This is a genomic window from Paeniglutamicibacter sulfureus (assembly GCF_039535115.1).
Taxonomy (GTDB): Bacteria; Actinomycetota; Actinomycetes; order Actinomycetales; family Micrococcaceae; genus Paeniglutamicibacter; species Paeniglutamicibacter sulfureus.
The window spans coordinates 3,849,880-3,874,012 of sequence record NZ_BAAAWO010000001.1 but is presented as its reverse complement, the minus strand read 5'-3'; the positions used below and the strand labels follow the sequence as shown (position 1 = coordinate 3,874,012).

Genomic DNA, 24,133 nt, shown 5'->3' with positions numbered 1-24,133 from the left:
GCCGATCCTGAATTGCCGCCCCCACGACGTTTCGGCGCCGTGCGGGCGGCATCGCCGGTTGCAGAACGGGACTTTCTAGTCCAGACGCCGGTCCTGCCAACTGCGCATGGTCCACCGCGATCTTGCTACCGCATCCAGCGTCACCACTCCGGTGTTGGCCAGTGGCAGCGGGCTCAGCAGGCCGGGGTCGAAGTTGGTGCTTCGGGAGGCAAGCCATGTCACCAGCATTGCGGCATGGCTGACCACGACCAGCTTTCCGGTCCCAGCTGCGCGCGCCTGTTCGATGACCGAGTTGAATCGATCCAGTGCCGTGTGCGCATCCTCGCCGCCAGCAACCTTGGCGGCAAGGTCGCCGGAAAGCCACCGGAAAAACACGTCGCGGTAGGCAAGTTGGGCCTCGGGGTCGTTGCGCATCTCCAGGTCACCGGCGGAGATTTCGCTCAGCCCCACGTGCTCGGCAAGGACAAGTCCGCGGGAATCGGCCAAGGGCGTTGCGGTCATCTTGGCGCGCAGCAACGGCGAGGAGAAGACCGCGTCCACATCCTCGGCACCGAGCCTCCGGACGAGTTCCCGTGCCTGGGCCAGGCCGGTCTCGTCCAGCGGCGCGCCGGGGGCCGCGGTGTCCAGGGCCTGGGCCACATTGGAGGCTGTCTGCCCGTGGCGGATCAAGATGAGTCTCATTCACTCACTCTAAAACGTCACCGGGCGTTTGGTAGGATGAAATTAGCTTCACGAGATACGCGTCAGCTTTGGGCTCCGACCCGGCGCGACACCAACCCCATGCTTCAAGGGTGGTTCGGATGACGAAGCGGTCCTGGCAGCAGCCGCTGCCTTGGGGACAAGAGCACACGAAAGGCGCCACCACCTTGCGCAATGAGTCACGTTCCATCGACACCTGTACCTCGTTCCACTCCGGACACCGCACCAATCCCCGGGCGATCAGGAGCCTCATGGCCCGCCCCACGCTTTGGGCGCCCGCTGACATCGAGGTCGCGATGTCCCTGACCCAGGGCCTGACACTGCATGTCTTTGCCGGAGGCACCCACCACCAGGTGTTCGCCCACGACCTGCCGGTCATTGTGCAGCTGCTGCGCATTGCGCCGCAGCCGGCTCCGGGGATTTCACTTGGGCGGGTGAATTTCCACAGCAACGCGATTGCGCTTCCCGCCGATCCGCGCCACAGTGCCGGGCTGCGCTACTTTTCCTTCAGCACCGAACCGCTCTCTGCATGTACCTTCGAGCGCGATGAGGAATTGGCCCGCGACTTCGAGTCCCTGACGGGCAACCTGCAACTTTCCTAGGATTCCGGGCGGCTGAGACGGCCGTGGACCCAAAGTTGGCGGTCGCAGTCCACCGGTGCTTGGCGGGCCACCCCTTTTTCGGTGGTTTAGAACGGGCTATTGCTTCAGCTCTTCGACAATGCTGTTTCCCGTTTCCGGTCGGGATTCCCATGCCCACGATTCATGGAAACGTACCCGACCGTCGTCAAGGACCTCGATGACCGATTCACAAACTCCGGTTGAGGTTTCCTTGTTAGCGCCAAGGTGAACGTAGCGAAAGTTCAATTTATCCGCATTGCGAGTGCCGACGAGATAGCCTCGGACGACTGCACCACCGGAGTACTCTGCCCAAACCACTTCGTGATCTTGGTGGTAGGTAAATGTGGTGGATTGCCCTACTTCTCCTGTTGCAGAATTCTCAACGCCGCAGAATACTCGGCCGTCCAAGGACACGGTGTCTGCCTGAGGTGCAGTTTCGGTGCTCATGCTCCGAACAATAGCAACGCATTGCACGGGAGAGTCCAAGGCTTGTCTCAATGTGACGGTTCGACGTGTTCCTAGGCGGGGCTGGGCATTAGGCCTTGCACGGCAACGATTGTCCATTGCGTCCGGAAAGAGAAAGCATTAGCGGAAAATCGGGTCGGCCGCGTACTGCGCCAGCGCTTCCTTGTTCCCCGGGCTAAGTCGAAGCAATCGCTGCTCGTCAACGGAGAAGAATGCCAGGGTGGTTGCAGCACGAACGCACACCCCGCCGTCCACCGGATCGTGGAACTCGTAGCTGATGTCGAAACTCGCGGCCTTGATGGTGCTGATCCACAAATCCACGTGCGCCGGGACGTTGCGGTAGTCCAACGGTTTGAGGTAGCGCACGCGGTGCTCGACGACCAGGATCTGCGTGTTTTCCGGGACCGTGGAGAACAGGTCGACCTGCGGCATGATGCCGGGCTTTCCGGTGCCGCCGGGCACCCCGAAGCCGGCGATGCGCGCCTCTTCCATCATGCGGACCAGGTTTACGTTGTTGATGTGTCCGTAGGCATCCATGTCTCCCCAGCGCATGGGGACCTCGACGCGGATCTTGTGTCCGGACATTCAGTCGATCCTTGCCGGATCGTCGGGGCTGATGATGCCCAGGCCCTCCAGCTTCTCGGCGATGCGCGACCCGTCTGGCTCGTAGACCCAGGGCACTCCGGGGGTGGAATTCAGGATCCCCTGGCTGCGCCCACCGGCCAGCACCGCCTCGGAGGGGGTCAGCTGGCGAATGACGATGGCCTCGACATGGCGGGGATAGCGGCGGGCGAATTCGGCGTAGAGATAGGGGTCGTGTTGGCCGTCGTCGCCGATCAGCAGCCACTTCATGTTCGGGAATTCGGCGGCGAGGCGGCGCAACTGGTCGGCCTTGTGCTGCATGCCCGAACGGAACCAGCCGCGCTCGGTGGCTCCCCAGTCGGTCAGCAACAACGGGCCCTGCGGGTAGAGGTTGCGTGAGAGGAATCGGGTGAGGGTCTGGGCGACGTTCCAGGCACCGGTGGAGAGATAGAAGGTGGGGGCTCCGGGCTTGTCTCGCATCAGCCGCTCCATCATCACCGGCATCCCCGGTGTGGCCAGGCGGGCGTGCTCGGAGAGCACGAACGAGTTCCACGCCGCCAGCAGCGGGCGCGGCAGCGCGGTGACCACCACGGTGTCGTCCACGTCCGAGAGCACCCCGAACTCCTGCTTCCCGTCAACGACCACAATCGGCGCGGTGACGGTGGGCCCACCCTCGACGTGCAGGCTGATCTCGTTCCAGCCGGGTTCCAGCGAGGCGGCCACGCGGACATCGACCACTCCCCCGCGGTCTGCCTGCACCTTGAAGCGTTCGCCGTTGATGTGGGCCTCGATCTCGCCGTGGGGCAGGATCGGTGACATGAAGTTACGCCAGCCCCGCACGCCGTCCGTGATGACCTTCGCGAGGTGGCGCCCGTCTTCGAAGGCGCCGGGCTTGGCCAGCAGCACCCGGGCGAAGATGCGCACCCAGCCGTTCTCCGGATCCGACAAGCCGTATCCAGTGTAGGGCAGCACCGTAGGGATCAGCCCGCGTTCGCGGGCGCTCTCTGCGCGAAGCTCGTAAAGGCGATCCTCGAAGCGTGCTGCGATGTGCCGGGCGCGTTCTGATCCTGTTTCCTTGACCATGATCCCCAGTCTTTCATGAGCTGGTGGCATGCGGTGGATCGAAAGGATGACGCGCCGCCATGGCATGAAATAAGGCGGCAATCCTCGACACACTGGTATTTATTCATACTTCATAGAAGTGTGGGGGCATGATGTTCAACCATGATGCAGACCAGCCCGTGCTAACGCTGACAGATGAGGAGTCTTGGGGCCTACTCGGAAGGACCAGCCACGGCCGGCTGGCAACCGCCGTGGGCAACACCATCGATATCTTCCCGGTGAACTTCGGTCTGTTGGACAAGACCATCTATCTCCGCACCGGGCCGGGCGAAAAACTTGCGGCCCTCACGGTACACGATGCGGTCGCGTTCGAAGCCGACGGCATCCTCTCCGACGAAGCGTGGTCGGTGGTCGTGCACGGCCAGGCACACCACTTGCAAACCAGCAAGGAAATCGAAGTGGCCCGCAGCTCCGGGGTATCCCCTTGGATCCCCACTCAAAAGGAATCATGGGTGAAGATCGAGGTCACCGGCATCTCGGGGCGCCACTTCGTCCTTGGGGCACAGCCCGAGGCAGACTAGGTACTGCAGTCGCGTTATTTTCGGCGTTGTCGGCGGTTCAATGGGAATTAATTGGATATCGCCGTTTGCGGCCCCACACCCGCGGGGACGGACGGCTGGTGATCAGACCTTGACGGCGTTGACCTTAATCATGCGTTTGAGAAGGTCGGCTGCTACGCTCACCGCAATGGTGGCCGGATCCTTACCCACGACCTCAGGATCTCCGATGGGGCAGTCGATCCTCCCAATCACAGCTTCCTCATGTCCGCTTTGCGCAAGATTCTTGCGGAATCGCTGCCATTTGGCGTTGGACCCGATCAGGCCGATCGAGCCAAGATTCGGATGCCGCAACGCAGCATCGCATAGGTGGAAATCCTCGGCGTGGTCATGGGTCATGATCAGCACGTGTGTTCCACCAGGCAACCGACTGAGCACTTCTTCGCCAATGACGGCCAGTTTCGGATGAATCCGCGCCACTGCCGGTTCAAGTGCGTTCAGCCCCTGTAGGTTTTCCTCGCGGGAATCGCTCAAATACAGTTCAATGTCCTGCCGAGAAAGAATGCGGGCAAGTTCAAGACCCACATTGCCAGCGCCAAAGATCGCCACCGTCGGGGGTACGGCCATCGGTTCAAGCAAGATCGTCACTTCTCCTCCACAGCATTGTCGACCGTAGGTCGCCGGAGCCTTGTCATTCAGCCGCAAGGTCATTGTTTCGGGCACGTGCAGCGACTCGGTGAGCATTTGCCGGGCCCGTGTCACCGCGGTCATCTCCAGGTTGCCGCCACCTATGGTTTCAAAAAGCTCGTCAATGGTGGCAACCATCTTGGTTCCGGCCTCGCGCGGTGCATGCCCGCGCACACCAACCACGGTGATCAAAACCGCCGGGACCCGCTGGGACCGCAGCCGCATCACCGCATCAATCCAGGTCATGATGATCGCCCGCTGATCAATGCACTGTGCTCGCGGGCCGCCTGAACCGCCCAAAACACCGCTTCGGGCGTGGCCGGCGAAGCCAGGCACACACTGGTTCCGGGCTCGGCAAAACCGGCAATGGCTTGGCGCAGGGCCTCGCGCACCGAAAGTGACAACATCAGTGGGGGCTCACCCACGGCCTTGGAACCATAGACCGCACCCTCTTCATGGGCTTTGTCCAGGAGCGAGACATTGAAGACCTCGGGCATTTCCGACAGGCTCGGGATCTTGTAGGTGCTGGCGCTCTGAGTCGCCAGCCGTCCCCTGGTGGGCCGGTCGCTGGTGTCCCAACGCAGGTCCTCCAGGGTCAGCCACCCCGTCCCCTGCACGAATCCGCCTTCGATTTGTCCCAGGTCAATCAGCGGGGAGAGCGAATCCCCCACGTCGTGCACCACATCCACCCGGCGCAAGGTGTACGAACCGTCGAAACGGCTGACCTCCACTTCACTGGCCGCCGCCCCATAGGCGAAGTACTTGAACGGTTCCCCCTTCATGATGTCCAAGTCCCAGTGCAGCCCTTCGGTCCGGTAAAAACCTGCTGCCGAAAGCTGGACCCGCTGGAAGTAAGCGGCATGAACCAGTTCATTCCAGCCGATGGATTCGCGTCCACTGAGGCTGGAGACCGTACCGCGGATAAACCTGATCTCGTGGGCGGGAACACCCAGCTTTACGGCCGCTACCTCGGCGAGCCGTTCACGGATCTGCTCGCACGCATCCTTCACGGCCCCGCCGTTCAGGTCGCTGCCCGAGCTGGCCGCCGTAGCCGAGGTGTTCGGAACCTTGTCGGTACGAGTCGGTGCGATCCGCACGCTATCGAGGGGGACTCCGAGGGTGGTGGCTGCCACCTGCAGGATCTTGGTGTGCAGCCCCTGCCCCATTTCAGTGCCACCGTGGTTCACCAGCACCGATCCGTCCTTGTAAACCAGCACCAGGGCGCCGGCCTGGTTGAACGCGGTGAGGTTAAAAGAGATCCCGAATTTCACCGGTGTCAGGGCCAAGGCCCGCTTTGCATGCTCATGGCTCCCGTTGAATCGGGCAATCTCGGCTTCGCGACGTTCAATCTCCGCACCGTCCAGCAGCTGCTGCCAGGCGGCCTCCATCCGTTCGGGGTGTCGCACCGGTTGGTAGTACGGGGTGTCCTGCCCCTGTACGTAGAAGTTTCGACGACGCAGTTCCCTGGCACTCATCCCCAGTTGCGGGGCCACCCGGCCCAGGATGTCCTCCATGACCAGCATGCCCTGTGGCCCCCCGAAACCGCGGAAAGCCGTTTGCGAGGTCTTGTGGCATTTGGCGACCCGGCCGTGAACCCGGATATTTGGTATCCAGTAGGCATTGTCAATATGGCACAGCGCCCGGGTCAGCACCGGCTCGGACAGGTCCAGGCTCCACCCTCCATCAGCGGTCAGCGTCGCATCCAGGCCCACGATCTTTCCTTCGTCGTCAAAACCGATTTTCCAGCTGGCATGAAAGCCGTGGCGTTTGCCGGTCATGGTGATATCCACCGTGCGGTCCAGCCGCACCCGTACCGGCCGCCCGGTGAGCAAGGCCCCAAGGGCTGCCACCGCGGCATAGCCATGCGACTGCATTTCCTTGCCGCCGAAGGCGCCTCCCATGCGCAGCACTTGGACGGTGACCCGGTGCGCGGGGATCCCCAGTATGTGGGAGACGATGTCCTGGGTTTCGGTGGGGTGCTGGGTGGATGAATGGATCATCACCTGGCCGATTTCGTCCACCATGGCCAGCGAGTTCTGGGTCTCCAGGTAGAAGTGTTCCTGGCCGGAGAACTCGAACTCCCCCTCAAACACCTGCGCGGCGTCCCTGATGGCGGCTTGGCTGTCGCCCTTGTCGATCACGGGCTGGATTCCGTGGAAGCTTTGCGCGGCGATCGCATCCTGCAGGGTGATCAACGAGTCGAGCGGTTCGTAGTCCACTTCAACGGCGGCTGCCCCGGCCTTGGCAGCTTCCAGGTCCTCGCCGAGCACCCACACCACAGGCTGGCCATAGAACATGATCTCGTCCACCGGCAGCATCGGTTCGTCGCGTTTGGCACCTTGGTCGTTGACCCCCGGGATGTCCGATGCCGTGATCACCCGGACCACGCCGGGAACCCGGTAGGCCCCGTCGATACCCACTTTCAGGATTTTTGCGTGCGCCTGCGTTGACTGCACCGGGTAGGCATGCAGCACTCCGACCAACCGCCGGTCCAGGTCATCGGTGTACAACGCACTTCCGGTGACGTGTCCCACCGCCGACTCGTGCGGATGGGTTTCCCCGACGATGGGACGGTCGGGACGTTGGGACAACCGGCTCATTTGCCTTCTCCCTTCAACGAATGGGCGACTTGCAGTTGTGCGGCGAAGAACCGTTCGAACGAGGATTCGAGCATCGCCTTCCGGTATTCGGCGCTGGCCCGGTGGTCATCCATTGGGGTTCCTTCCTCACCCATGACCTGGGCCGCGGCGCGGATGGTTTCCAGGTCCCATGCCCGGCCTTCGAGCATCGCTTCGGTGGCGGTCGCGCGCAACGGGGTGGCCGCCACCCCGCCCAGGCCGATCCGCGCCTTGGTGATGATGCCGTTCTGGACAGCGAGGGCATAGCCGATGGCCACACTGGAGATGTCGTCAAAGCGGCGCTTGGAGATTTTTTGGAATGAGGTCAATCCGGAAAGGGGCAGCGGGACGCGGATGACGGTGATCAGCTCGCCGGGCTGACGGGCCGTTTGTCGGTACCCGGTGAAGTAGTCGGCCAATGGCACCACCCGTTGGCCCGTCACCGAGCCAAGCACCAGCTCGGCGTCCAGGGCCAACAAGGCCGGAGCCGTGTCGCCGATGGGTGAGCCGGTGCCCAGGTTCCCGCCGATGGTCGCGCTGTTGCGGATGAGCCGGGAAGCGAACTGGCCAAAGAGCTTGCCCAGCAGTGGGATCCGTCCGTGCAGTCCACGTTCCAGTTCACTGAGCGTGCAAGCCGCCCCGATCTCAATGTGCGTGTCAGTCACATCCAGTTGCCTCAGTTCACTCAGCCGGTCGATGGCCAGCAGGGAACGGGCCCGTGCCCCCTTGATGTTGACCTCCACGCCCCAGTCGGTTCCACCGGCGAGGGGCAGCACCCCGGGTTCCTCGAACAGGATCTGCAGTGCTTCCTCCAGGGTTCCGGGCCTCCGGTAGCGGCCGAGCTGGCCCGTGGGGGTATCGGCGCGAGACAGGTCTGTGTGCACGACGGCCGGAGCCAGCTGGTCGCGGCGGGCAGCCAGCGCGTCATCCACCGCCGGCGTGCCGAGCGCAAAGGCGGCATCACGGATGGGCCGGTACCCGGTGCACCGGCACAGGTTGCCTGAAAGCGCATGCAGGTCAAACCCATTTGGCCCGCAGTGCTGGTCTGCTGCGTCCTCTTCATTCGGCGGGGCTCCTGCGGCGGTTGCCCGCTCCGGTCGATAGTATTCGGCGGCCATGCTGCAGACGAATCCCGGGGTGCAGTAACCGCATTGGGATCCACCGTGCTCGACCATCTGTTGCTGGACCGGATGCAGGCGGGTGCGGTCCCCCAGCCCTTCGGCGGTAATCACCTCCTGCCCGTCAAGGGCAGCGGCCGGCAGGAGGCAGGCGTTTAGTGCGGTCCAGCGTGTGGCTTCGCCGTCTGCTCTGGCCACCAGGATGGAACAGGCCCCGCATTCACCTTCGGCGCACCCTTCCTTGCATGAGGTAAGTCCTTCACCGCGCAGGAAGTCCAGGGCGTTGGTATGCGTTGGTCCGGTAAATTCCCGCACCGCTCCGTTAACGGTAATCAAGCACTGGGAGTCTGTGGTTGGTTTGGCGGTCATGCCGCTTCCTCCTACTTCCCGCCGAGCGGAAAGCGCTGTGTACGAACGATCGATGATGGGCACGCAACAAAGCGGCCTGCGTATCAGCGTCAGGAGCCGAAGTCCGGGTCAGCTGGCTCGCTGTGTGCAGGCCAGCTTAGCTTCCGTGGGCAATCTGCCCTTTCGGCCAAGCGATCGTTCCACCCATGAGGGGTCCTCCGACATTTTCAGATCATCAATGTGCTTGGTTCACAAAACAGTCAAAAGTTTGCGGAGACCTGCTGTCCCCGGCTGCCGTCTTTGTGCTCAAAGCCGGCCGTCTGGTGGTTCACAGCTGTGACTCCCGGTCGTTTCACATGGGTGAACCGGAAAACCTCCCGTGCCCGGAACCGCCAGTCACCCACTCAGCCCCGCGTCCGGTCGATAGCTACCATGGGTAAAGCGCACCATGGACTTGCTCCGACCATAGCAGTGACTGTGACTTGTGTCATGCTTCACGCGACACTTAGTTCCCTCTCTACTGGTGCCGTGATTTCGCCCCTGTCGAACGGCCTCCCTGCACCTCTTGTCGAGGAAGTTCGCCGCCAGAAACCATAAGGCCCACGGCCCACGGCGCCGGTGTCAGCAACCCCGGACGCCTGTCACGCGGCAGTGCCCGGGCCGGGACAAAACGGTTTCCCACTACCCCTTGTAGTCGTAGAACCCGGCGCCCGACTTCCGTCCCAGCTTGCCCTCGGCCACCAGGGCCGCGATGCGCTCGTTGGGGGCGTCCTCGACCGCGCCGGTTTCCGCGTGGGTGGCCTGGGCAATGAAGTCGATGACATCCAGGCCCACCAAGTCCATCAGCGCGAACGGACCCATCGGGTGGCCCAGCGCCGTGCGGGCGGTGGTGTCGATGTCCTCGATGCTGGCGATGCCCGATTCGGCCAGGAAGAGCGCCTCGCGCTGGATCGCGCCCATCAGGCGGTTGGCGATGAATCCGGGGACCTCGCGATTGATTAGCACCGGCTCCTTGCCCAGGCGCCGCGCCAGTTCCATGGTGGTTTCCACCGTTGCATCGCTGGTGGTTTCGTGGCGCACGACCTCCACGCACTTCATGACCAGGGCCGGGTTGAAGAAGTGCATGTTGCACACCTGTGCGGGCCGGCCTGTAGCCTCGGCGACCTTGGAGGAACCGAGGGTCGAGGAATTCGTGGCCAGGATGGCGTGGGCCGGTGCCAGCACGCCGAGCTTCTCGAAAATCTGCGTTTTGATGTCCAGGCGCTCGGTGGCGGCCTCGATGATGAAGTCGGCTTTTGTCGCGACGGAGTCCAGGTCGGTGCTGTAGCCAAGCGCCTCCAGCGCCGCGGTGGCTGTCGCCTGCTCCAGCTTGCCCTTGGCCACCCGCGAGGCCGCCCAACCCTCGAGCTCGGTGCGCGCCGCGGCAAGGCCGTCGGCGGAAATATCCTGGATGATGGTCGCGAACCCGGCCAGGGCAGCGGTCATCGCGATCTGCCGCCCCATGGTCCCCGCTCCAATGACCAGGATGGTGGAAATGTTCTCGATGCCGGTCTCTGCGCTCATTTAGGCTCCGCACTTTCGTCAATTGTTCGCTGGATCACGTTTCTGCCATGCCCGTTGCCCATCCTAGACATGACCCGGGGCATCCGCCGCATCCGGTCAGGCTGGATGACGGCGGGTGCCCCAAACCTCGTTTCCTACGCTCCGCGCAGGTACACCGTGGTGGTGTGCGTGAAGAATTCCTTCGCCGCGCCGCCTTGTTCCTTGGGCCCGTACCCGCTCTTCTTGGCCCCGCCAAAGGGCACGTGCGGGTCGGCGCCCGCCGATTCCGAATTCACGTGCAAGATGCCCACGTCGATTTTCTCCATGGCCGCCAGCGCCTTGGAAAGGTCCTGGGTGAACAGCGCACAACTCAGGCCGTATTCGGAGTCGTTGGCCAGCTCGAACGCCTGCTCGGTGGTTGCCACCCTGCGCACTGCCAGCACGGGGCCAAAGAACTCCTCGCTCCAGGCATTGTTCTCCCCGGCGGGCAGCTCAAGGACCGTCGGGGCCACGAAGGCATCCCCCAGGCCCGCGACATCGCCCTCGAAGGTGACGACCGCTCCCTGGGCGATCGAGGCGGCGATGCCGGCACGGATCTGCTCCGCGGCCGGGCCCGAGACCACCGGCCCCATGTGGACGGAGGGATCCGTCGGGTCCCCGGTTTTCCACTCGCTGAGGCGTTCGTGCAAGCGTGCCAGGAACGCATCGGCGATTTCCTCCTGCAGGATGAGCCGCGAAGTGGCGGTGCACTTCTGGCCGGTGGAGCGGAAGGCCCCGAAGAGCACCTGCTCCACTGCGAGTTCCACATCCGCGTCATCCAGCACGACGGAGGCGTTCTTGCCGCCCATTTCCGCCTGGATCGGGACTCCGGCCGCGGCGGCCGCCGCGGCGAGCTTCCTGCCCACCCCGGTGGATCCGGTGAAGGTGAGTCCGTCCAGGTCGGGGTGGTTCACGATCTCGTTGCCGAGCGAACCGGGTCCGATGACCAGGTTCAGCACGCCCGCCGGCAGCCCCGCCTCAACCAGTGCCTGCGCCAGGCGCAGGGCCAGCAGCGGCACGGTGGAGGCAGGCTTCCACACCACGGTGTTGCCGAAGACCAGCGCCGGGGCGATCTTCCATGCGGGAATGGCGATGGGGAAGTTGAACGGGGTGATCACGCCCACGACGCCCAGCGGCTTGCGGGTGACCAGGATCTGCTCGCCGCGGCGCGGGGAGGAGAAGACATCCCCGGCCAGCCGGTCGCCCTCGGCCGAATAGTAGGTAAGGATCTGGGCCGCGCGCAGCACCTCGCCCTTGCCTTCCGCCGCGGTCTTGCCTTCCTCGCGGGCCAGCTCGGCGCCCCATGCATCGGCGTTGGCAGTGATGATCGCCGCGGCACGGGCCAGGTACGAGCCGCGCTCGGCCATGGGCGTTGCAGCCCAGCCGCTTGCCGCCGCGCGTGCGGCCGACATGGCGGAGCGCACGTCGGCCTCGGTGGCGGTGCCGCCGGCGGCAACCACGTGCCCGGGATCGGCGGGCGAGGTGGATTCCAGGCCCGCACCGGCGCCGTCGATCCATTCGCCGTCAATGAGCAGGCGCAGCGGCACGGTATCGGTGTGCGTCATGGTTTCGGTCATGTCTTGCCTCTCGAAACGTTGGAGGTGGGTTAGCGGAAGGCAGGGACGCCGGTGAGCTTGTTGCCCAGGATCAGGGTGTGGACCTCGTCGGTGCCCTCGTAGGTGCGCACCGATTCCAGGTTGTTGGCGTGGCGCAGCGGCGAGTAGTCCAGGGTGATGCCGTTGCCGCCCAGGATGGTGCGGGCCTCGCGGGCGATCTTGATGGCCTCGCGGCAGTTGTTCAGCTTGCCCACCGAGATCTGGTGCAGATCCAGGGTTCCGGCGTCCTTCATGCGTCCGATGTGCAACGCCAGCAGGTAGCCCTTGTTGATCTCCAAGGCCATGTCCACCAGCTTCTGCTGGGTCATCTGGTACCCGGCCAACGGCTTGTCGAACTGCATGCGCTGCTGCGAGTAGGCCAGGGCGTCTTCGAAGGAGTCGCGGGCGGCTCCCATGGCGCCCCAGATGATCCCGTAGCGAGCCTCATTCAGGCAGGAGAATGGTCCCTTGAGCCCCACCACGTTCGGCAGCACCGCGGTTGCGGGCAGGCGCACATCGGTCAGCTCGATCTCGCACTGGATCGAGGCACGCATCGAGAGCTTCGGCTCGATCGGGGTCGCCTCGAACCCGGCCGTTTCGGTGGGGACCACGAAACCGCGGATGCCCTCATCTGTCTGCGCCCAGATGACCGCGACCTGGGCGACGTTGGCCAGCCCGATCCAGCGCTTGGTGCCGTTGATGACCCAGTCGTTCCCGTCCTTGCGGGCGAAGGTCTTCATCGCCGAGGGGTCCGAGCCGGCGGTCGGCTCGGTGAGCCCGAAGCAGCCGATGGCCTGCCCCGCTGCCATCTTCGGCAGCCACTCCTGCTTCTGCTCCTCGGAACCATGCTTGTAGATCGCGCTCATGGCGAGGGATCCCTGCACCGAAACGAAGGTGCGTAGCCCCGAGTCCCCGGCCTCCAGTTCGGAGCCGGCCAGGCCGTACTCCACCGCGGTGCCCCCGGCGCAGCCGTAGCCATTCAGGTGCATGCCCAGCAGGCCGAGCTTCGCCATTTCCGGGACGATCTCCAGCGGGAAGACGGCATCGGCGTACCAGGAAGCGATGTTCGGCTTGATGGCCTCGTCGACGAAGGTGCGGACCTTGGAGCGCAGCGCGAGCTCCTCGGCGGTGAGCAGCGCATCGAAGTTGATCAGGTCCGCCGGGTCCAACTGGTGGGTTTCGTGGTCATGGATGGTGAGGGTCATGGTGTTCTCCAAAAAGTTCGGGGGGGGGTATGGGGCTGATGAAGGGGGCTAGTTGGCGGCGTCGATGATGGCCTGGGCCAGGACGGCCAGTCCGTCGCGCAGCAGGTCCTCGCCGATCACCAGCGGGGGCAGCAGGCGCACGACGTTGCCGTGCGTGCCGCAGGTCAGGGTGATGACGCCGGCGGCGTGGCAGGCAGCGGAGATTTCCTTGGCCAGGTCCGCGCGCGGGGCCAGGGTGCCGGCGTCTGCCAGCTCGATGGCGAGCATGGCGCCGCGGCCGCGGACCTCGGCCACAATGCCGGTGGAAGAAAGCAAGGGCTCCAGGATTTCGCGGGCCACTGCCTCGATGCGGCGGGCGTTGGCCAGCAGCGATCCGTCCTCGAACTGCTCGAAGACCGCCAGCGCGGCCTCGCAGGCCAGCGGGTTTCCAGCATAGGTGCCGCCCAGGCCGCCCGCGTGCGGCGCGTTCATCAGCTCGGTGCGTCCGGTGACGGCGGAAAGCGGGACGCCATTGGCCAGTGCCTTGGCGGTGAGGATCATGTCCCCCGCAACGCCCTCGTGCTCGGAGGCGAAGAGCGTTCCGGTCCGGCCCATGCCGGCCTGGATTTCGTCGATGACCAGCACGATGCCGTACTTGTCGGCGAGCTTGCGCAGGCCCGGGATGAAGCCTGCGGCCGGGACGATGAAGCCGCCCTCGCCCTGGATCGGTTCGATGACCATGGCGGCGAAGGAATCCGCGCCGTGTTCCAGGATGGTGGCCTCCACGGATTCCAGTGCCGCTTCGGCGCCTGCGGCCAGCCCCTCTGCGGGGCGCAGCGGATTGGCGGAGGCGGCCCGGATGATCTCCGCGGGAAGCGGGCCGAAGTTCAGCTTGTACGGGTTGACCTTGGCGGTCATGGCCATGGTGAGCAGCGAGCGGCCGTGGTAGGCCTCGTCGAACACCAGCACGTTGGGCCGTCCGGTTGCAGCGCGGGCGATCTTGATGGCATTTTCCACGGCCTCGGCGCCGGTGGAGAACAGGCCGGTGCGCTTGTCGAAGTCGCCGGGGGTGTTGGCGTTGAGCCACTTGCAGACCTGGGTGAAGGATTCGTATTCGGTGACCATGAAGCAGGTGTGGGTGAAGGCTTCCAGCTGGGCGGCTACACGCTGCGCCACGCGCTTGTTGCTGGCACCCAGCGAGGTCACGGCGATGCCGGAGGCGAAGTCGATGAGCCGGTTGCCGTCGACGTCCTCGACGATGCCGCCGTCCGCGCGGGCCACGAAGACCGGCAGGGTGATGCCGAAGCCGTTGGTCACCTGTGCTGTGCGTTCGGCGTGCATGGCCGTGGAGCGCGGGCCGGGGATGGAGGTGGCGAGGTGGCGGGTCTGCGGGAGCGTCTCGGCGTCGACGGCCAGAAGTGTTTCGGTCATGCGCTCCACGTTATGCGAGAGCGTGACACGCGTCATTGGATGATTTGCCCAACACGGCCCTCTGTGTTGGATAATTCAACCCATGATTTCCTTGTTGCAGTTGGGTGCCGAACTCGGACCAGAACTTGTGCCCTGTCCCGGGGCCGAATTCAGCGCCAAGCCGGTGACGGGAGTCCATGTCTCCGAACTGGAGGACCCCACCCCGTATCTGGAGGGCGGCGAGCTGTTGCTGACCACCGGCATGCCCTTCGCGAAGTCGGCGGCGCTTTCGCTCGCGTACATGAAGCGGCTCGGGGCAAAGGAAGTTCGTGCCGTGGGGCTGGGCCTGGGCCCGTGGCTGAGGCAAGTGCCCGAGCATGTGCTGGCGGCCAGCCGCGCGGCTGGCATCGAGCTTGCGCTCGTCCCTGACGGCGTGCCGTTCCAGCATGTCTCACGCGCGTATTGGCGGCTGTCCACCCGGGACGACACAGCGAACCTCATGGATTCGCTCGGAACGCAAACGGCGCTGGCCAGGGCAGCCATGCGCCCCGACGCCACCAGCGCCGTGGTCCGCGGACTCGCCCAGGCGCTTGGCGGCTGGGCCGCCTACCTTCCGGCGGATGCCGGGGCCGAAACCGTGTGGCCGGCTTCCGCCGGATCCCTGGTCGGGGACCTGCGGGCCGAGTCGATCCGCTTCAACAAGGCCGGGGTGCCCTCGGCCGCCACCTTCGAGCTCCACGGCCAGCCAGTGGTGCTTTACCCGATCTTGCTCGGCGCGCGGATCCACGGGTTCCTGTGCATCGGCTCGGGGCGCACGCTGACCCGCGCCGACCGGCAGATCATCATGACGGTCTCCACGTTGCTGGCCCTGCGGGCCAGGGAACGCGAAGTGGTCGTCAGCACCGCCCATGCGCTGGGTGCCGCAACAACCAAGCTGTTGCTACACGGGCAGACCGAGGCGGCACACATGGTGGCCGAGGACGTGGGATTGGCCGAGCTTCCCAACCGGGTCCGCCTTTTGGGCATTAGGCTTTCGCCCGGGGACGATCCGGGGCTGGCGGCACGGGCGGCGGCGCGACTGGCCGCTGATCCGGGATTGCCCGAATTGTCCGCCGCGGTGGATGCCTGCACGCTGCGCCACGTCCAGGACGAGATCCTGTACCTGGTGTTGCCCGCAGCCGGGATCGGCAGCAAGCCCGTGGACGGGCGCGGCGAGTCCCTGGAGCAAAACGCCATGCTGGGGATTTCAGCCCCGGGCGACCCCGAGGTCTCCGGGTCGCTGGCCGCCGCGCTGGGCGACCCCGTGAGCCTGGGCGAGATTCCGGGCAATCTTGCGGTGTTGCGCCGCGCCGTGCTGCAGGCCCCGGCCGGCCGCCTGATTGCCGTCAACGCCAGCGAGGATGCCAAGGCCGCCGGCTGGGTTCGTCTGCTGGCCGGCTACCACCGCGCCGACCTGTTGGCCACGGTGCGCGCCTATCTCGCGGCGCGCGGCACCTGGGAGGATGCGGCGCGGGCTCTGGGCATCCACCGCAATTCGCTGCGGCACCGGATTTCGGTGGCGGGCAACCTCATCGGCGTGGACCTGGACGACCCGGATGTCGCTGCACACCTGTGGCTGGCCCTGCGCCGCGAAGCGTCAGGGACGGGGCCGCGCTAGCGCCTGGAACTCCGCCATGGATCCCACGTCGCTGCCCAACCAAGCGCGGACGGCCTCGGTGTGTTCGCCCAGTTGCGGGGGCGACATCGTCGGGGCATCCAGTGCCGGGGTCCAGGTGATCGGGTGGCGCACCTGCCGTCCCACGGCCTCCCCCTGTGCGTTGTGCACCTCGATGAGTGGGTTGAGCCCGAGGGAATCGGCGTAGGCCAGGCCCTCGTCGATGCCCGCGACCTTGCCCGCCGGCACGCCCACGGCGGTGAACCGGGCCTGCCAGTTGGCCCCGGTGTCCGCTCCCAGAGAGTCCTCGAGCAGCGGGATGAGCTCCGTGCGGTGTGCCACGCGGGCGGTGTTGGTGGCGAAGCGGGGGTCGGTGGCGAGCGCGGGCAAGCCGATCTCGGCGCAGAGCCTGGCGAACTGGCCGTCGTTGCCGCATGCTACGGCCACGGAGCCGTCGGCGCAGGCCAGCAGCTGGTAGGGCACGATCGAGGGATGCTCGTTGCCCATGCGCGTGGCGACCTTCCCCGCCCCCAAATAGGCTTGGCCCTGGTTGGCCAGCGCGCCCTGAAGACTGGAAAGCAGGTTGACCTCCACGTGGGCCCCGGCTCCGGATGAGGCCCGTGCGGTCAGTGCCGCGAGCACCCCGATGCTTGCGTCCTTGGCGGTGAGCACGTCCACCAAGGCGACGCCGGCCTTCATGGGGTCCTGGTCCGGCTCGCCGGTGATGGACATCAGCCCGCCGAGGGCCTGGACGATGAAGTCGTAACCGGGCAGTTGCGCCCCGCCGGCGGAACCAAATCCGGAGATCGAGGCGTAGACCAGTCCGGGGTTGGCGGCGGAGAGTTCGGCGTAGCCCAGACCCAGCTTGTCCATGCCGCCGGGCTTGAAGTTTTCCACCAGCACGTCTGCCCGCAGCGCCAGTTCTCTGGCCAGCTCAAGGTCAGCCGGATCGGTGAGATCCAGCGTGACGGATTGCTTGTTGCGGTTCACCGATTCGAAGTAGGTGGAGCCGGTGGCGGAGAAGGGCGGACCCCAGGCGCGGGTATCGTCCCCAGTGCCAGGACGCTCGACCTTGATGACCGTGGCACCCAGGTCGGCCAGCGTCATGGTGCACAGCGGGCCGGCCAGGACCCTGGAGAAGTCGGCGACGATGATTCCCTCGAGGGGACGGATCTTGCTCATGAACATGATTCCTTACGTAGGTGCAACGTAAATCACACTACGGAAGAAAGGCATCATCAATCCCGGACAGATCATCCAACACGTTGGTCATTTCATCCGTGACCATCGATTTCATGCGCGCGGAAGGGGCTTGAGACGGGGCAGGTACCCGGCACCGAGGATTCTTCCCTGGCGCCGAGGACCCGGCTCGCTGACCTTGCACATCCGGACCTAGACGGTCCGACGCAGCGGGACTTCCTTGATGAACAGGATGCACACCAGCCCGACGACTGCGACGATTGCCGAGGTCATGAACACCACGCCGGTGGCGTCGCCGAAGGCCGTTTCGTACATCAGGCGCACGGCCGGCGGCATCTCCGTGAGGTTCAGCGACGTTCCCCCGGCTGCAACACCGGTGGACCCGTCGGGTGACACCAGGTGCGCCGACTTCAAGGCATCGAGCACCAGCGCCCCGACCTTGTCCGAGAGCATGGCGCCAAGCACCGCCACGCCTGCGGCACCGCCGACGGCACGGAAGAAGGCGACCGAGGAGCTGGCGGTGCCGATGTCGGTGACCTTCACGGTGTTCTGCACCGCAAGGACCAGGTTCTGCAGCATGAAGCCCATGCCCAGGCCGTTGAAGAACATGCCGGTGGCCAGGATCCAGTAGTTGGTGTCGTGGGCCATCATGCCCAGCAGTCCCAGGGCGCCGACATTGACGATTCCGCCGATGACCAAGAAGATCTTCCAGCGCCCGAAGCGGGAGATCAGCTGGCCGGAGAAGACCGAACCGAAGAGGTTGCCCGCGATCATGGGCAGGGTCATGACCCCGGCCAGCGTGGGGCTCGCCTCGCGTGCCACCTGGAAGTACTGGCCCAGGAAGGCGCCGGATCCGAACATGGCCACGCCGATGGAAATCGAGGCCAGGATCGCCAGGGCGGTGGTGCGGGTGGCGATGATACGCAGCGGGATCACCGGTTCCGGAACCCTGCCCTCGATCCAGAGCAGCAGCGCGATGAGCACCAGTGAGCCGCCGACCATCGCGTAGGTCTGCCAGGAGTTGAACTCGTAGAAACCTTCCTTGCCCACGTAGGAGACCCAGATCAGCAGCACCGAGACCGAGATGGTCACCAGCACCGCGCCGGCCCAGTCGATGTAGACCTTGCGCGGGACGTGCGCGATGTGCAGCGTCTTGTGGATCAGCCACATGGAGATGATGGCAATGGGCACCCCGATGAAGAAGGTCCAGCGCCAACCCAGAGGAGAGTCCACGATGAGCCCGCCCAGCAGCGGACCGCCGGCGGTCGCCGCGGCCATGACGCCGCCGAAGTAGCCCGAGTACTTGCCGCGCTCGCGCGGCGGAATGACGGTGCCGATCACCGCCATTCCCATGGCGGTGAGCCCGCCCATGCCGATGCCCTGGATGACGCGCGCGCTCATGAGCATGGGGATGTTGATGGCGAATCCCGCCAGCACGGAACCGATCACGAAGATGACGATGCTGATTTGCAGCAGCTTTTTCTTGTCAAAGAGGTCGGCCAGCTTGCCCCAGATCGGTGTGGTCGCGGCGTTGGCCAGCAGGGCCGCGGTGAGCACCCAGTTGAAGTCGGTCTGCGTGCCACCCAGGGCATCCATGATGGTCGGCAGGGCGATGGAAACAATCGTGGTGGCCAGCATCGCGGCAAAGAAGGAGGCGAGCACGCCGGTGATGGAGCGCAGCACTTCCTTCTGGCTCATCTGCGGCTGGTCCCCGGGACGCTCCCGCGTCCGGTCTACCGACTGCCGCTGTTCAGACAATGGGAGCCCCTTCCGGACCGTTGACCGTCGGGGTAGTTTTTCCGTGGATGTCGTCCAGCCCGGCGCGCAGCACCTGTTGAATGTCGTTCATCGTGGCTGCCGCCGCAGAGATTTTCGCCTCGTCCCAGTCCTTGAGCAGCCCGGCCAGCACCGTTGCGCGCCTGTCGTAGGCCTTTTCGACCTCCTCGGCGCCCTGGGGAGTGAGGGAAATCAATTGGGCACGGGCGTCCGTGGGGCTCGGGCTCCGCACCAGCAATCCCGAGCTTTCCAGCTCAACGACCTGGCGGCTCAGCGCCGCGGGCCCGATGCCGATCCACTGGGCAATGTCAGTGGCTCGAGTGGGTTGGTTGCGCTGGACGTAGGCCAGGACGCCAAGGGCCGCGAAGCCCACCGGCTGCTTTCCTTCGCTCAGGTGCCCGACGCAGCGCAAGGTGCGCTGGAGGGCTGTCAGGCTCTCGACCAGTTCAAGTGTTGAGGTTTCACCGCGTTGCAACGGATAGCACTCCTTCGCAAATATGGTTGACCAAGGCAAATGTTGCCCACGGCAACCATATGGTCAATTTAGTTGCCTCGTCAAACCAATTTGGCGCATCTCACAGCGGCTAGGCTGGTGGATCGTGAGCACCGAAAATTTCAGCACCCCCGATATCGCCCTGGCTGCACGGCTGCGCTCGATCGCCCTGGACGCGGCGCGGCTGGCCGCACCGGTCCTGCGCGGGGCATTCCGCCAGGACGTGGCACGCGAAAACAAGACCAATGCCCACGACCTGGTGACGGCGTTCGACAGGCAGAGCGAAGAGATCATTCGCGGACACCTGCTGGCGGCCGAGCCCGATTCCCTGGTCTTGGGCGAAGAAGGCGGCAGCACCGGCGCGGGAAGCATCGAATGGATCGTCGACCCCATAGACGGGACCAGCAACTTCACCCACGGGGTTGCCTTCTTCTGCATCTCCATTGCCGCGGCCCGCGACGGGGTGCTGCTGGCGGCAGTCGTGCTTGACCCCATCGCCGACCTGGAATTCACCGCTGACGCGCAACATGCCTACCTCAACGGCACGATCCTGGCTCCCGGATCCAGACCTGACCAGAAACATGCGAACATCATGACCGACTACCCGTCGGCCGAGGCCTTGGAAGTCGACGGGGAGGCGGGCCTGCGCGAGTTCGGCGCGTGGGTCGGGGCCTTTGCCACCGTCCGCCGCAAGGTCTCCGCCGCCATGGCCCTGGCCCATGTGGCAGCCGGATGGTGCGATGCAACCATTGGCTTCGACACCAAGCCCTGGGACGTTGCCGCAGGTGCGCTGCTGGTGCGTCGCGCAGGTGGCACGTACCTGGGCTTCCGCTATGACGTGCACACGCTGCCCGACCACGAGGCCCCGTGCTTCCTGGCGTTGGGCCCGGGTGCCGACTACCCGGTGCTGGACGAATCGATCCACCGGATCATCGCTGCCCGCAACGCGCGGGGCTCCGTCGGCTCAGCCTAGGCCGCGGGCGCTGATTTCCTCGGGAAAGTCCAGGTCCTCGACCTTGCGCACCAGGACGTCGCTGAGCATGCATTGGGCGACCGCGTCGATGCCCACATCGGTGTTTTCCACCAACAGGTTTCCCGTCGAATCGTAGATCCGGCAGCTGATGGTGCCGCGGTTGCCGTCGAGATTCGTGACGACGATGCCGCCAAAGAGCGTCGAGGCGTCAACTGTGCTTCTGTACCGGCCGGATTCATTGGTGGTCACGGGCAGGGCCGAGGTGGTGGTCAGCGAGAGCTCATATTCGCCGGTGCCTTCGGCCTCAAAATCAAAGCTCTGCGTATTGTCGTAAAACGAGAGGATCGTGGAAAGCAACACGGCGTAGAGAATCGAGACCAGCAGCCCGAATGTCCCTGTCACCAATGCCGTGACGCTGAATCCGCGGCTCCTGAACCGCTTGGCGATGCCGACGATGCCCAGCACCATGGCCAGTGGACCCAATACAAAGGAAATGAAGCCCAGGAAGGGGACCAGGGAAATCACGGCCGCCACGATTCCAGTCACCATGGCGAATGTCGTCATCCCATGCGTGCGCGGCGGCGGCTGGTTGCCACCGTTGCCGTAGTACCCGTAGTACCCGTTGGGCGGATATTGGCCCTCGTAGGGCTCCTGGCCGGATCCGGGTTGCCCCGGGTACCCGCCGGGAGACGACCACGATCCGTGGTGGGGATCTCCGCCCGGACGGGCATACGGGTCAGACATGTGGCTCCTGAAAGGTACGGGGCGGGGCGGCAGCTGCCGCAACCGTTCACCTAAGAAATTACTCCCTGTCGCGGGCAGGACACAATTGCCGGGCCTAGTCCGATCCGTCGGCCAGCCGATACGCCGACCCGTCACGCTGGCGCAGCAGCATCCCGTAGTCCACGAGATAGCGGCGCAGGAGCACCGGGTCATCGCTGAAGGCTTCCAGCTTCGAGGTCAGTTCGGCCTCCGTGAGTCGTTGCCCGTGCCGCAACACCTTACCTGCCACCACACGCAGCAAGCCCAGACGTTCCTCGTGCTTCTTGGGATAGCGGTCGATGCGGCCCTCGTTGTCGAAGAAGCGGTCGTTCCCCGTCCGCGGCTCCCGCGGTGCACCCTCGGCCAAGATGCGGGCAAAGACCTCGCCGTCAATATGGCCCTTCCCATCGAGCAGGCCCGCGTTGGTCAGGTTCAGCTGCGCCTTGGCCTGGCGTTCGGGCCGCAGATCGCTCTCCAACCCCAGGACTTGTTGGGCGTAGAAACGGCGTGTTTCCTCATTGGCCAATGCGCCAAAAACCTGGCGCCAGTCGCCCGCGGATTCCTGCACTGGATCCTTCATGTTCCATCCCTCGTTTTTCCTAGATACTCGGCCTACCCTGAGGATATGGCTACTCTATTTCATCGGCATGCGCAGACTGCTGTGCATCACCACGGTGGCGGCTCGATCATCCTTGGCGGAATCCTGGCGGTGTTGCTCTTTGCGGTCTTCGCCGTCTTTCTGTTTGCCGCCCAAGGCGCGTGGGAACCCATGTTGATCGGTATCGCCTTCGGCCTTTCAGCTGTCCTATTTGGCACTGTTTACCACTTCACGCACTGACCGAATCGCCCCACGCCGAGCCACGAATTTACTGCTCCCTCGACAAGGGACGGGACGTTGGTGGCTCGCACTATGTTCGCTTCCAAGCCTCGCCGGCGTGGCGGCCTGCAATCCTGCCGCTCATGAGGCAGCCACCCAGGAACGTGCCCTCGAGTGCCCGGTAGCCGTGCATGCCACCGCCGCCGAAGCCCGCAGCCTCACCCGCAGCGTAGAGGCCCGGGATCGGATTCCCGGCGGCATCCAGCACCCTCGAATCAAGGTCGGTCTGGATCCCGCCCAATGACTTGCGCGTCAGGATCCTCAATCGCACCGCAATCAGCGGGCCGGCCTTTGGATCCGTGAGGCGGTGAGGTTTGACGCTGCGCACCAGCTTGTCGCCCAGATAGTTCCGGGCCGACGTGATGGCCGAGATCTGCCCGTCCTTTCCGAAGCGGTTCGCCACCGCCAAATCCCTGTCGTCGATGACCCCGGCGACCTGCGCCGGATCCAAGAGGTCGTCCCCGGTGAGCCGATTCATCTTTGCCACCAGCTCGCCGATCGTGGCTGCCTGGAGGAAGTCGTCGCCGTGGTCCAGGAAATTCTGGACCGGGCCGGGGACATCCACGCGTGCCCGTGCCAGCACCGCGCGGATGTCCTTGCCGGTGAGGTCGGGGTTCTGCTCGGAACCCGAGAGCGCGAACTCCTTGCCGATGATGCGCCGGTTCAAGATGAACCAGCTGTAATCGTGCCCGGTGCCGCGCAGGTATTCGAGGGTTCCCAGCGTGTCGAAGCCAGGCCACAGCGGAGCCGGCAGCCGCCGACCGGTGGCATCCAGCCACAAGGAACTGGGCCCGGGCAGGATGCGGATTCCGTGGCGCTCCCATATTGGGTTCCAGTTGGCGATTCCCTCGGTGTAGTGCCACATCCGGTCCCCGTTGACCACCCGCGCCCCTGCCCTCCGGGCGATGTCCAGGCCGCGTCCGTCCACGTGGGCGGGCACCCCGGAGACCATGTCCTGCGGCGGGGTCCCCAAGCGTTTCGGCCACGCGGCGCGTACCTTGGACAGGTTCCCTCCGATGCCGCCGGTGGCAACGATGACCGATGGGGCAAAGTATTCGAAGTCCCCGGCCTTGGTGCGGTTGGTTGCAACCCCGCGCGTTGCCGGATCATCCGCAAGCACCGTGCCGCGCACCCCGGTGATTGCACCGTTGCCGGTGACCAATTCATCGAGTTGGTGGCGCCAAAGCATAGTCAGCTGCCCCTTTGCCTCTGCGGTGCGGGCGGCCAGGATGAAGGGTGCCAACAGCCCGGGTCCGGTCCCCCAGGTGATGTGGAAGCGCGGCACGGAGTTTCCCGGACCTTGGGCCCCGGCCCCGCCGCGTTCGGCCCACCCGACCACCGGGAAGAAGCGGATGCCGCGTTCACGCAGCCATTCGCGCTTACCGCCTGCAGCCCATTGGACGTAGGCGCGGGACCACTTGCGGGCCCACTCATCCTCGTCGCGGTCGAAGCCCGCGGTGTTGGCCCAGTCCCGCAGCGCGAGCTCCGCGGAGTCCTTGACACCCAGCCGGCGCTGTTCCGGCGAGTCGACCAGGAAGATCCCGCCAAAGCTCCAGTGGGCCTGTCCGCCGAGGTTCGCTTCGGATTCCTGGTCCAGCAGCAGCACGCGTGCCCCGGCCGCGGTGGCCTCGGTGGCAGCCACCAGTCCGGCCAGGCCGGCACCGACGACGATGACATCGAAGTGTGGCGAATGCGGGATGTTCGACATGGATCCACCCTAGCGCCGAAGTGGCGCGGGCCACACGCGCCGCATCATCGGAGGCGTGGCATGTGCCGTGACGGCGCACTCGACAGACTGGCCTCTCGGGCCGCACCCTGGGCGTCCCGGCGTGGCCGCGCGACAGGTGGCCGTCGTGGCGTGGTGCTAGCGTT

The 24,133-nt window shown here is 65.1% G+C and carries 21 protein-coding genes and 1 riboswitch; of the genes, 4 read left to right on the top strand and 17 right to left on the bottom strand.

The features are described 5' to 3' along the window. Positions 1 to 75: 75 nt before the first annotated feature. A complete protein-coding gene (locus tag ABD687_RS17540) occupies positions 76 to 681 on the bottom strand; it encodes a histidine phosphatase family protein (RefSeq protein ID WP_264268439.1) in 606 nt (201 codons plus the stop codon). Positions 682 to 727: 46 nt separating this feature from the next. Further along, a riboswitch (SAM riboswitch) is annotated at positions 728 to 851 on the top strand. Between the two features lie 15 nt (positions 852 to 866). Here ABD687_RS17540 and ABD687_RS17535 point away from each other — a divergent pair. Beyond that, positions 867 to 1,301 carry a hypothetical protein gene (locus ABD687_RS17535; protein ID WP_264268440.1) on the top strand — a complete coding sequence of 145 codons (435 nt, stop codon included), beginning with the start codon at positions 867 to 869 and terminating at the stop codon, positions 1,299 to 1,301. A gap of 96 nt (positions 1,302 to 1,397) precedes the next feature. Here the strand turns inward: ABD687_RS17535 and ABD687_RS17530 are convergent, their stop codons facing one another. From ABD687_RS17530 to ABD687_RS17520, 3 genes are all read right to left on the bottom strand, one after another. Then, the gene (locus ABD687_RS17530) at positions 1,398 to 1,766 is read right to left on the bottom strand and encodes an avidin-fold protein (protein WP_264268441.1); all 369 of its coding nucleotides are present in this window, start codon (positions 1,764 to 1,766) and stop codon (positions 1,398 to 1,400) included. A gap of 138 nt (positions 1,767 to 1,904) precedes the next feature. Next, positions 1,905 to 2,369 carry an acyl-CoA thioesterase gene (locus ABD687_RS17525; RefSeq protein ID WP_264268442.1) on the bottom strand — a complete coding sequence of 155 codons (465 nt, stop codon included), beginning with the start codon at positions 2,367 to 2,369 and terminating at the stop codon, positions 1,905 to 1,907. After that, positions 2,370 to 3,449, bottom strand: a complete 1,080-nt coding sequence (locus tag ABD687_RS17520) for an App1 family protein phosphatidate phosphatase (RefSeq protein WP_264268443.1) — start codon at positions 3,447 to 3,449, stop codon at positions 2,370 to 2,372. Between the two features lie 128 nt (positions 3,450 to 3,577). Here ABD687_RS17520 and ABD687_RS17515 point away from each other — a divergent pair, with 128 nt between their 5' ends. Then, positions 3,578 to 4,009 (top strand): pyridoxamine 5'-phosphate oxidase family protein, encoded by a 432-nt coding sequence (locus ABD687_RS17515; RefSeq protein WP_264268444.1) that lies wholly within the window; start codon positions 3,578 to 3,580, stop codon positions 4,007 to 4,009. Positions 4,010 to 4,111: 102 nt separating this feature from the next. Here the strand turns inward: ABD687_RS17515 and xdhC are convergent, their stop codons facing one another. From xdhC to ABD687_RS17480, 7 genes are all read right to left on the bottom strand, one after another. Further along, positions 4,112 to 4,918, bottom strand: a complete 807-nt coding sequence (xdhC, locus tag ABD687_RS17510) for a xanthine dehydrogenase accessory protein XdhC (RefSeq protein WP_264268445.1) — start codon at positions 4,916 to 4,918, stop codon at positions 4,112 to 4,114. After that, positions 4,915 to 7,272: a xanthine dehydrogenase molybdopterin binding subunit gene (xdhB, locus tag ABD687_RS17505; RefSeq protein ID WP_310289371.1), complete on the bottom strand. Its 2,358-nt coding sequence runs from the start codon at positions 7,270 to 7,272 to the stop codon at positions 4,915 to 4,917. The genes xdhC and xdhB overlap by 4 nt, the downstream gene beginning before the upstream one ends. Continuing rightward, entirely contained in the window at positions 7,269 to 8,777 is a 1,509-nt protein-coding gene (locus ABD687_RS17500) for a xanthine dehydrogenase small subunit (RefSeq protein ID WP_264268447.1), read from the bottom strand. The genes xdhB and ABD687_RS17500 overlap by 4 nt, the downstream gene beginning before the upstream one ends. Positions 8,778 to 9,437: 660 nt before the next feature. Further along, positions 9,438 to 10,319, bottom strand: coding sequence for a 3-hydroxyacyl-CoA dehydrogenase family protein (locus tag ABD687_RS17495; protein WP_302263400.1), 882 nt, complete (start codon positions 10,317 to 10,319; stop codon positions 9,438 to 9,440). Between the two features lie 134 nt (positions 10,320 to 10,453). Further along, positions 10,454 to 11,914: an aldehyde dehydrogenase family protein gene (locus ABD687_RS17490; protein ID WP_310289374.1), complete on the bottom strand. Its 1,461-nt coding sequence runs from the start codon at positions 11,912 to 11,914 to the stop codon at positions 10,454 to 10,456. A 29-nt stretch (positions 11,915 to 11,943) separates the two neighbouring features. Beyond that, positions 11,944 to 13,137, bottom strand: a complete 1,194-nt coding sequence (locus ABD687_RS17485) for an acyl-CoA dehydrogenase family protein (protein ID WP_310289376.1) — start codon at positions 13,135 to 13,137, stop codon at positions 11,944 to 11,946. Positions 13,138 to 13,185: 48 nt separating this feature from the next. Next, the gene (locus ABD687_RS17480) at positions 13,186 to 14,547 is read right to left on the bottom strand and encodes an aminotransferase class III-fold pyridoxal phosphate-dependent enzyme (RefSeq protein WP_310289377.1); all 1,362 of its coding nucleotides are present in this window, start codon (positions 14,545 to 14,547) and stop codon (positions 13,186 to 13,188) included. An 82-nt stretch (positions 14,548 to 14,629) separates the two neighbouring features. Here ABD687_RS17480 and ABD687_RS17475 point away from each other — a divergent pair, with 82 nt between their 5' ends. After that, entirely contained in the window at positions 14,630 to 16,183 is a 1,554-nt protein-coding gene (locus ABD687_RS17475) for a PucR family transcriptional regulator ligand-binding domain-containing protein (RefSeq protein WP_310289379.1), read from the top strand. Here the strand turns inward: ABD687_RS17475 and ABD687_RS17470 are convergent. The 3 genes from ABD687_RS17470 to ABD687_RS17460 form a co-directional block, all read right to left on the bottom strand. Beyond that, the gene (locus ABD687_RS17470; protein ID WP_310289381.1) at positions 16,163 to 17,362 is read right to left on the bottom strand and encodes a CaiB/BaiF CoA transferase family protein; all 1,200 of its coding nucleotides are present in this window, start codon (positions 17,360 to 17,362) and stop codon (positions 16,163 to 16,165) included. The two genes, ABD687_RS17475 and ABD687_RS17470, sit on opposite strands and share 21 nt — an antisense overlap. Positions 17,363 to 17,572: 210 nt before the next feature. After that, positions 17,573 to 19,078: an MFS transporter gene (locus tag ABD687_RS17465; RefSeq protein ID WP_310293395.1), complete on the bottom strand. Its 1,506-nt coding sequence runs from the start codon at positions 19,076 to 19,078 to the stop codon at positions 17,573 to 17,575. Between the two features lie 52 nt (positions 19,079 to 19,130). Then, on the bottom strand, positions 19,131 to 19,631 hold the full coding sequence (locus ABD687_RS17460; protein WP_264268461.1) for a MarR family winged helix-turn-helix transcriptional regulator: 501 nt from the start codon (positions 19,629 to 19,631) through the stop codon (positions 19,131 to 19,133). 124 nt (positions 19,632 to 19,755) lie between these two features. Here ABD687_RS17460 and ABD687_RS17455 point away from each other — a divergent pair, with 124 nt between their 5' ends. After that, entirely contained in the window at positions 19,756 to 20,622 is an 867-nt protein-coding gene (locus ABD687_RS17455; protein ID WP_310289384.1) for an inositol monophosphatase family protein, read from the top strand. Here the strand turns inward: ABD687_RS17455 and ABD687_RS17450 are convergent. The 3 genes from ABD687_RS17450 to ABD687_RS17440 all read right to left on the bottom strand — a co-directional run bounded on the left by ABD687_RS17450 (position 20,614) and on the right by ABD687_RS17440 (position 23,969). Then, entirely contained in the window at positions 20,614 to 21,366 is a 753-nt protein-coding gene (locus tag ABD687_RS17450; protein ID WP_310289386.1) for a hypothetical protein, read from the bottom strand. The genes ABD687_RS17455 and ABD687_RS17450 overlap by 9 nt on opposite strands. A 94-nt stretch (positions 21,367 to 21,460) precedes the next feature. Continuing rightward, positions 21,461 to 21,964: a DUF2087 domain-containing protein gene (locus tag ABD687_RS17445; RefSeq protein WP_302263388.1), complete on the bottom strand. Its 504-nt coding sequence runs from the start codon at positions 21,962 to 21,964 to the stop codon at positions 21,461 to 21,463. Positions 21,965 to 22,292: 328 nt separating this feature from the next. Continuing rightward, the gene (locus ABD687_RS17440) at positions 22,293 to 23,969 is read right to left on the bottom strand and encodes an FAD-binding dehydrogenase (protein WP_310289389.1); all 1,677 of its coding nucleotides are present in this window, start codon (positions 23,967 to 23,969) and stop codon (positions 22,293 to 22,295) included. Between the last annotated feature and the right edge of the window lie 164 nt (positions 23,970 to 24,133).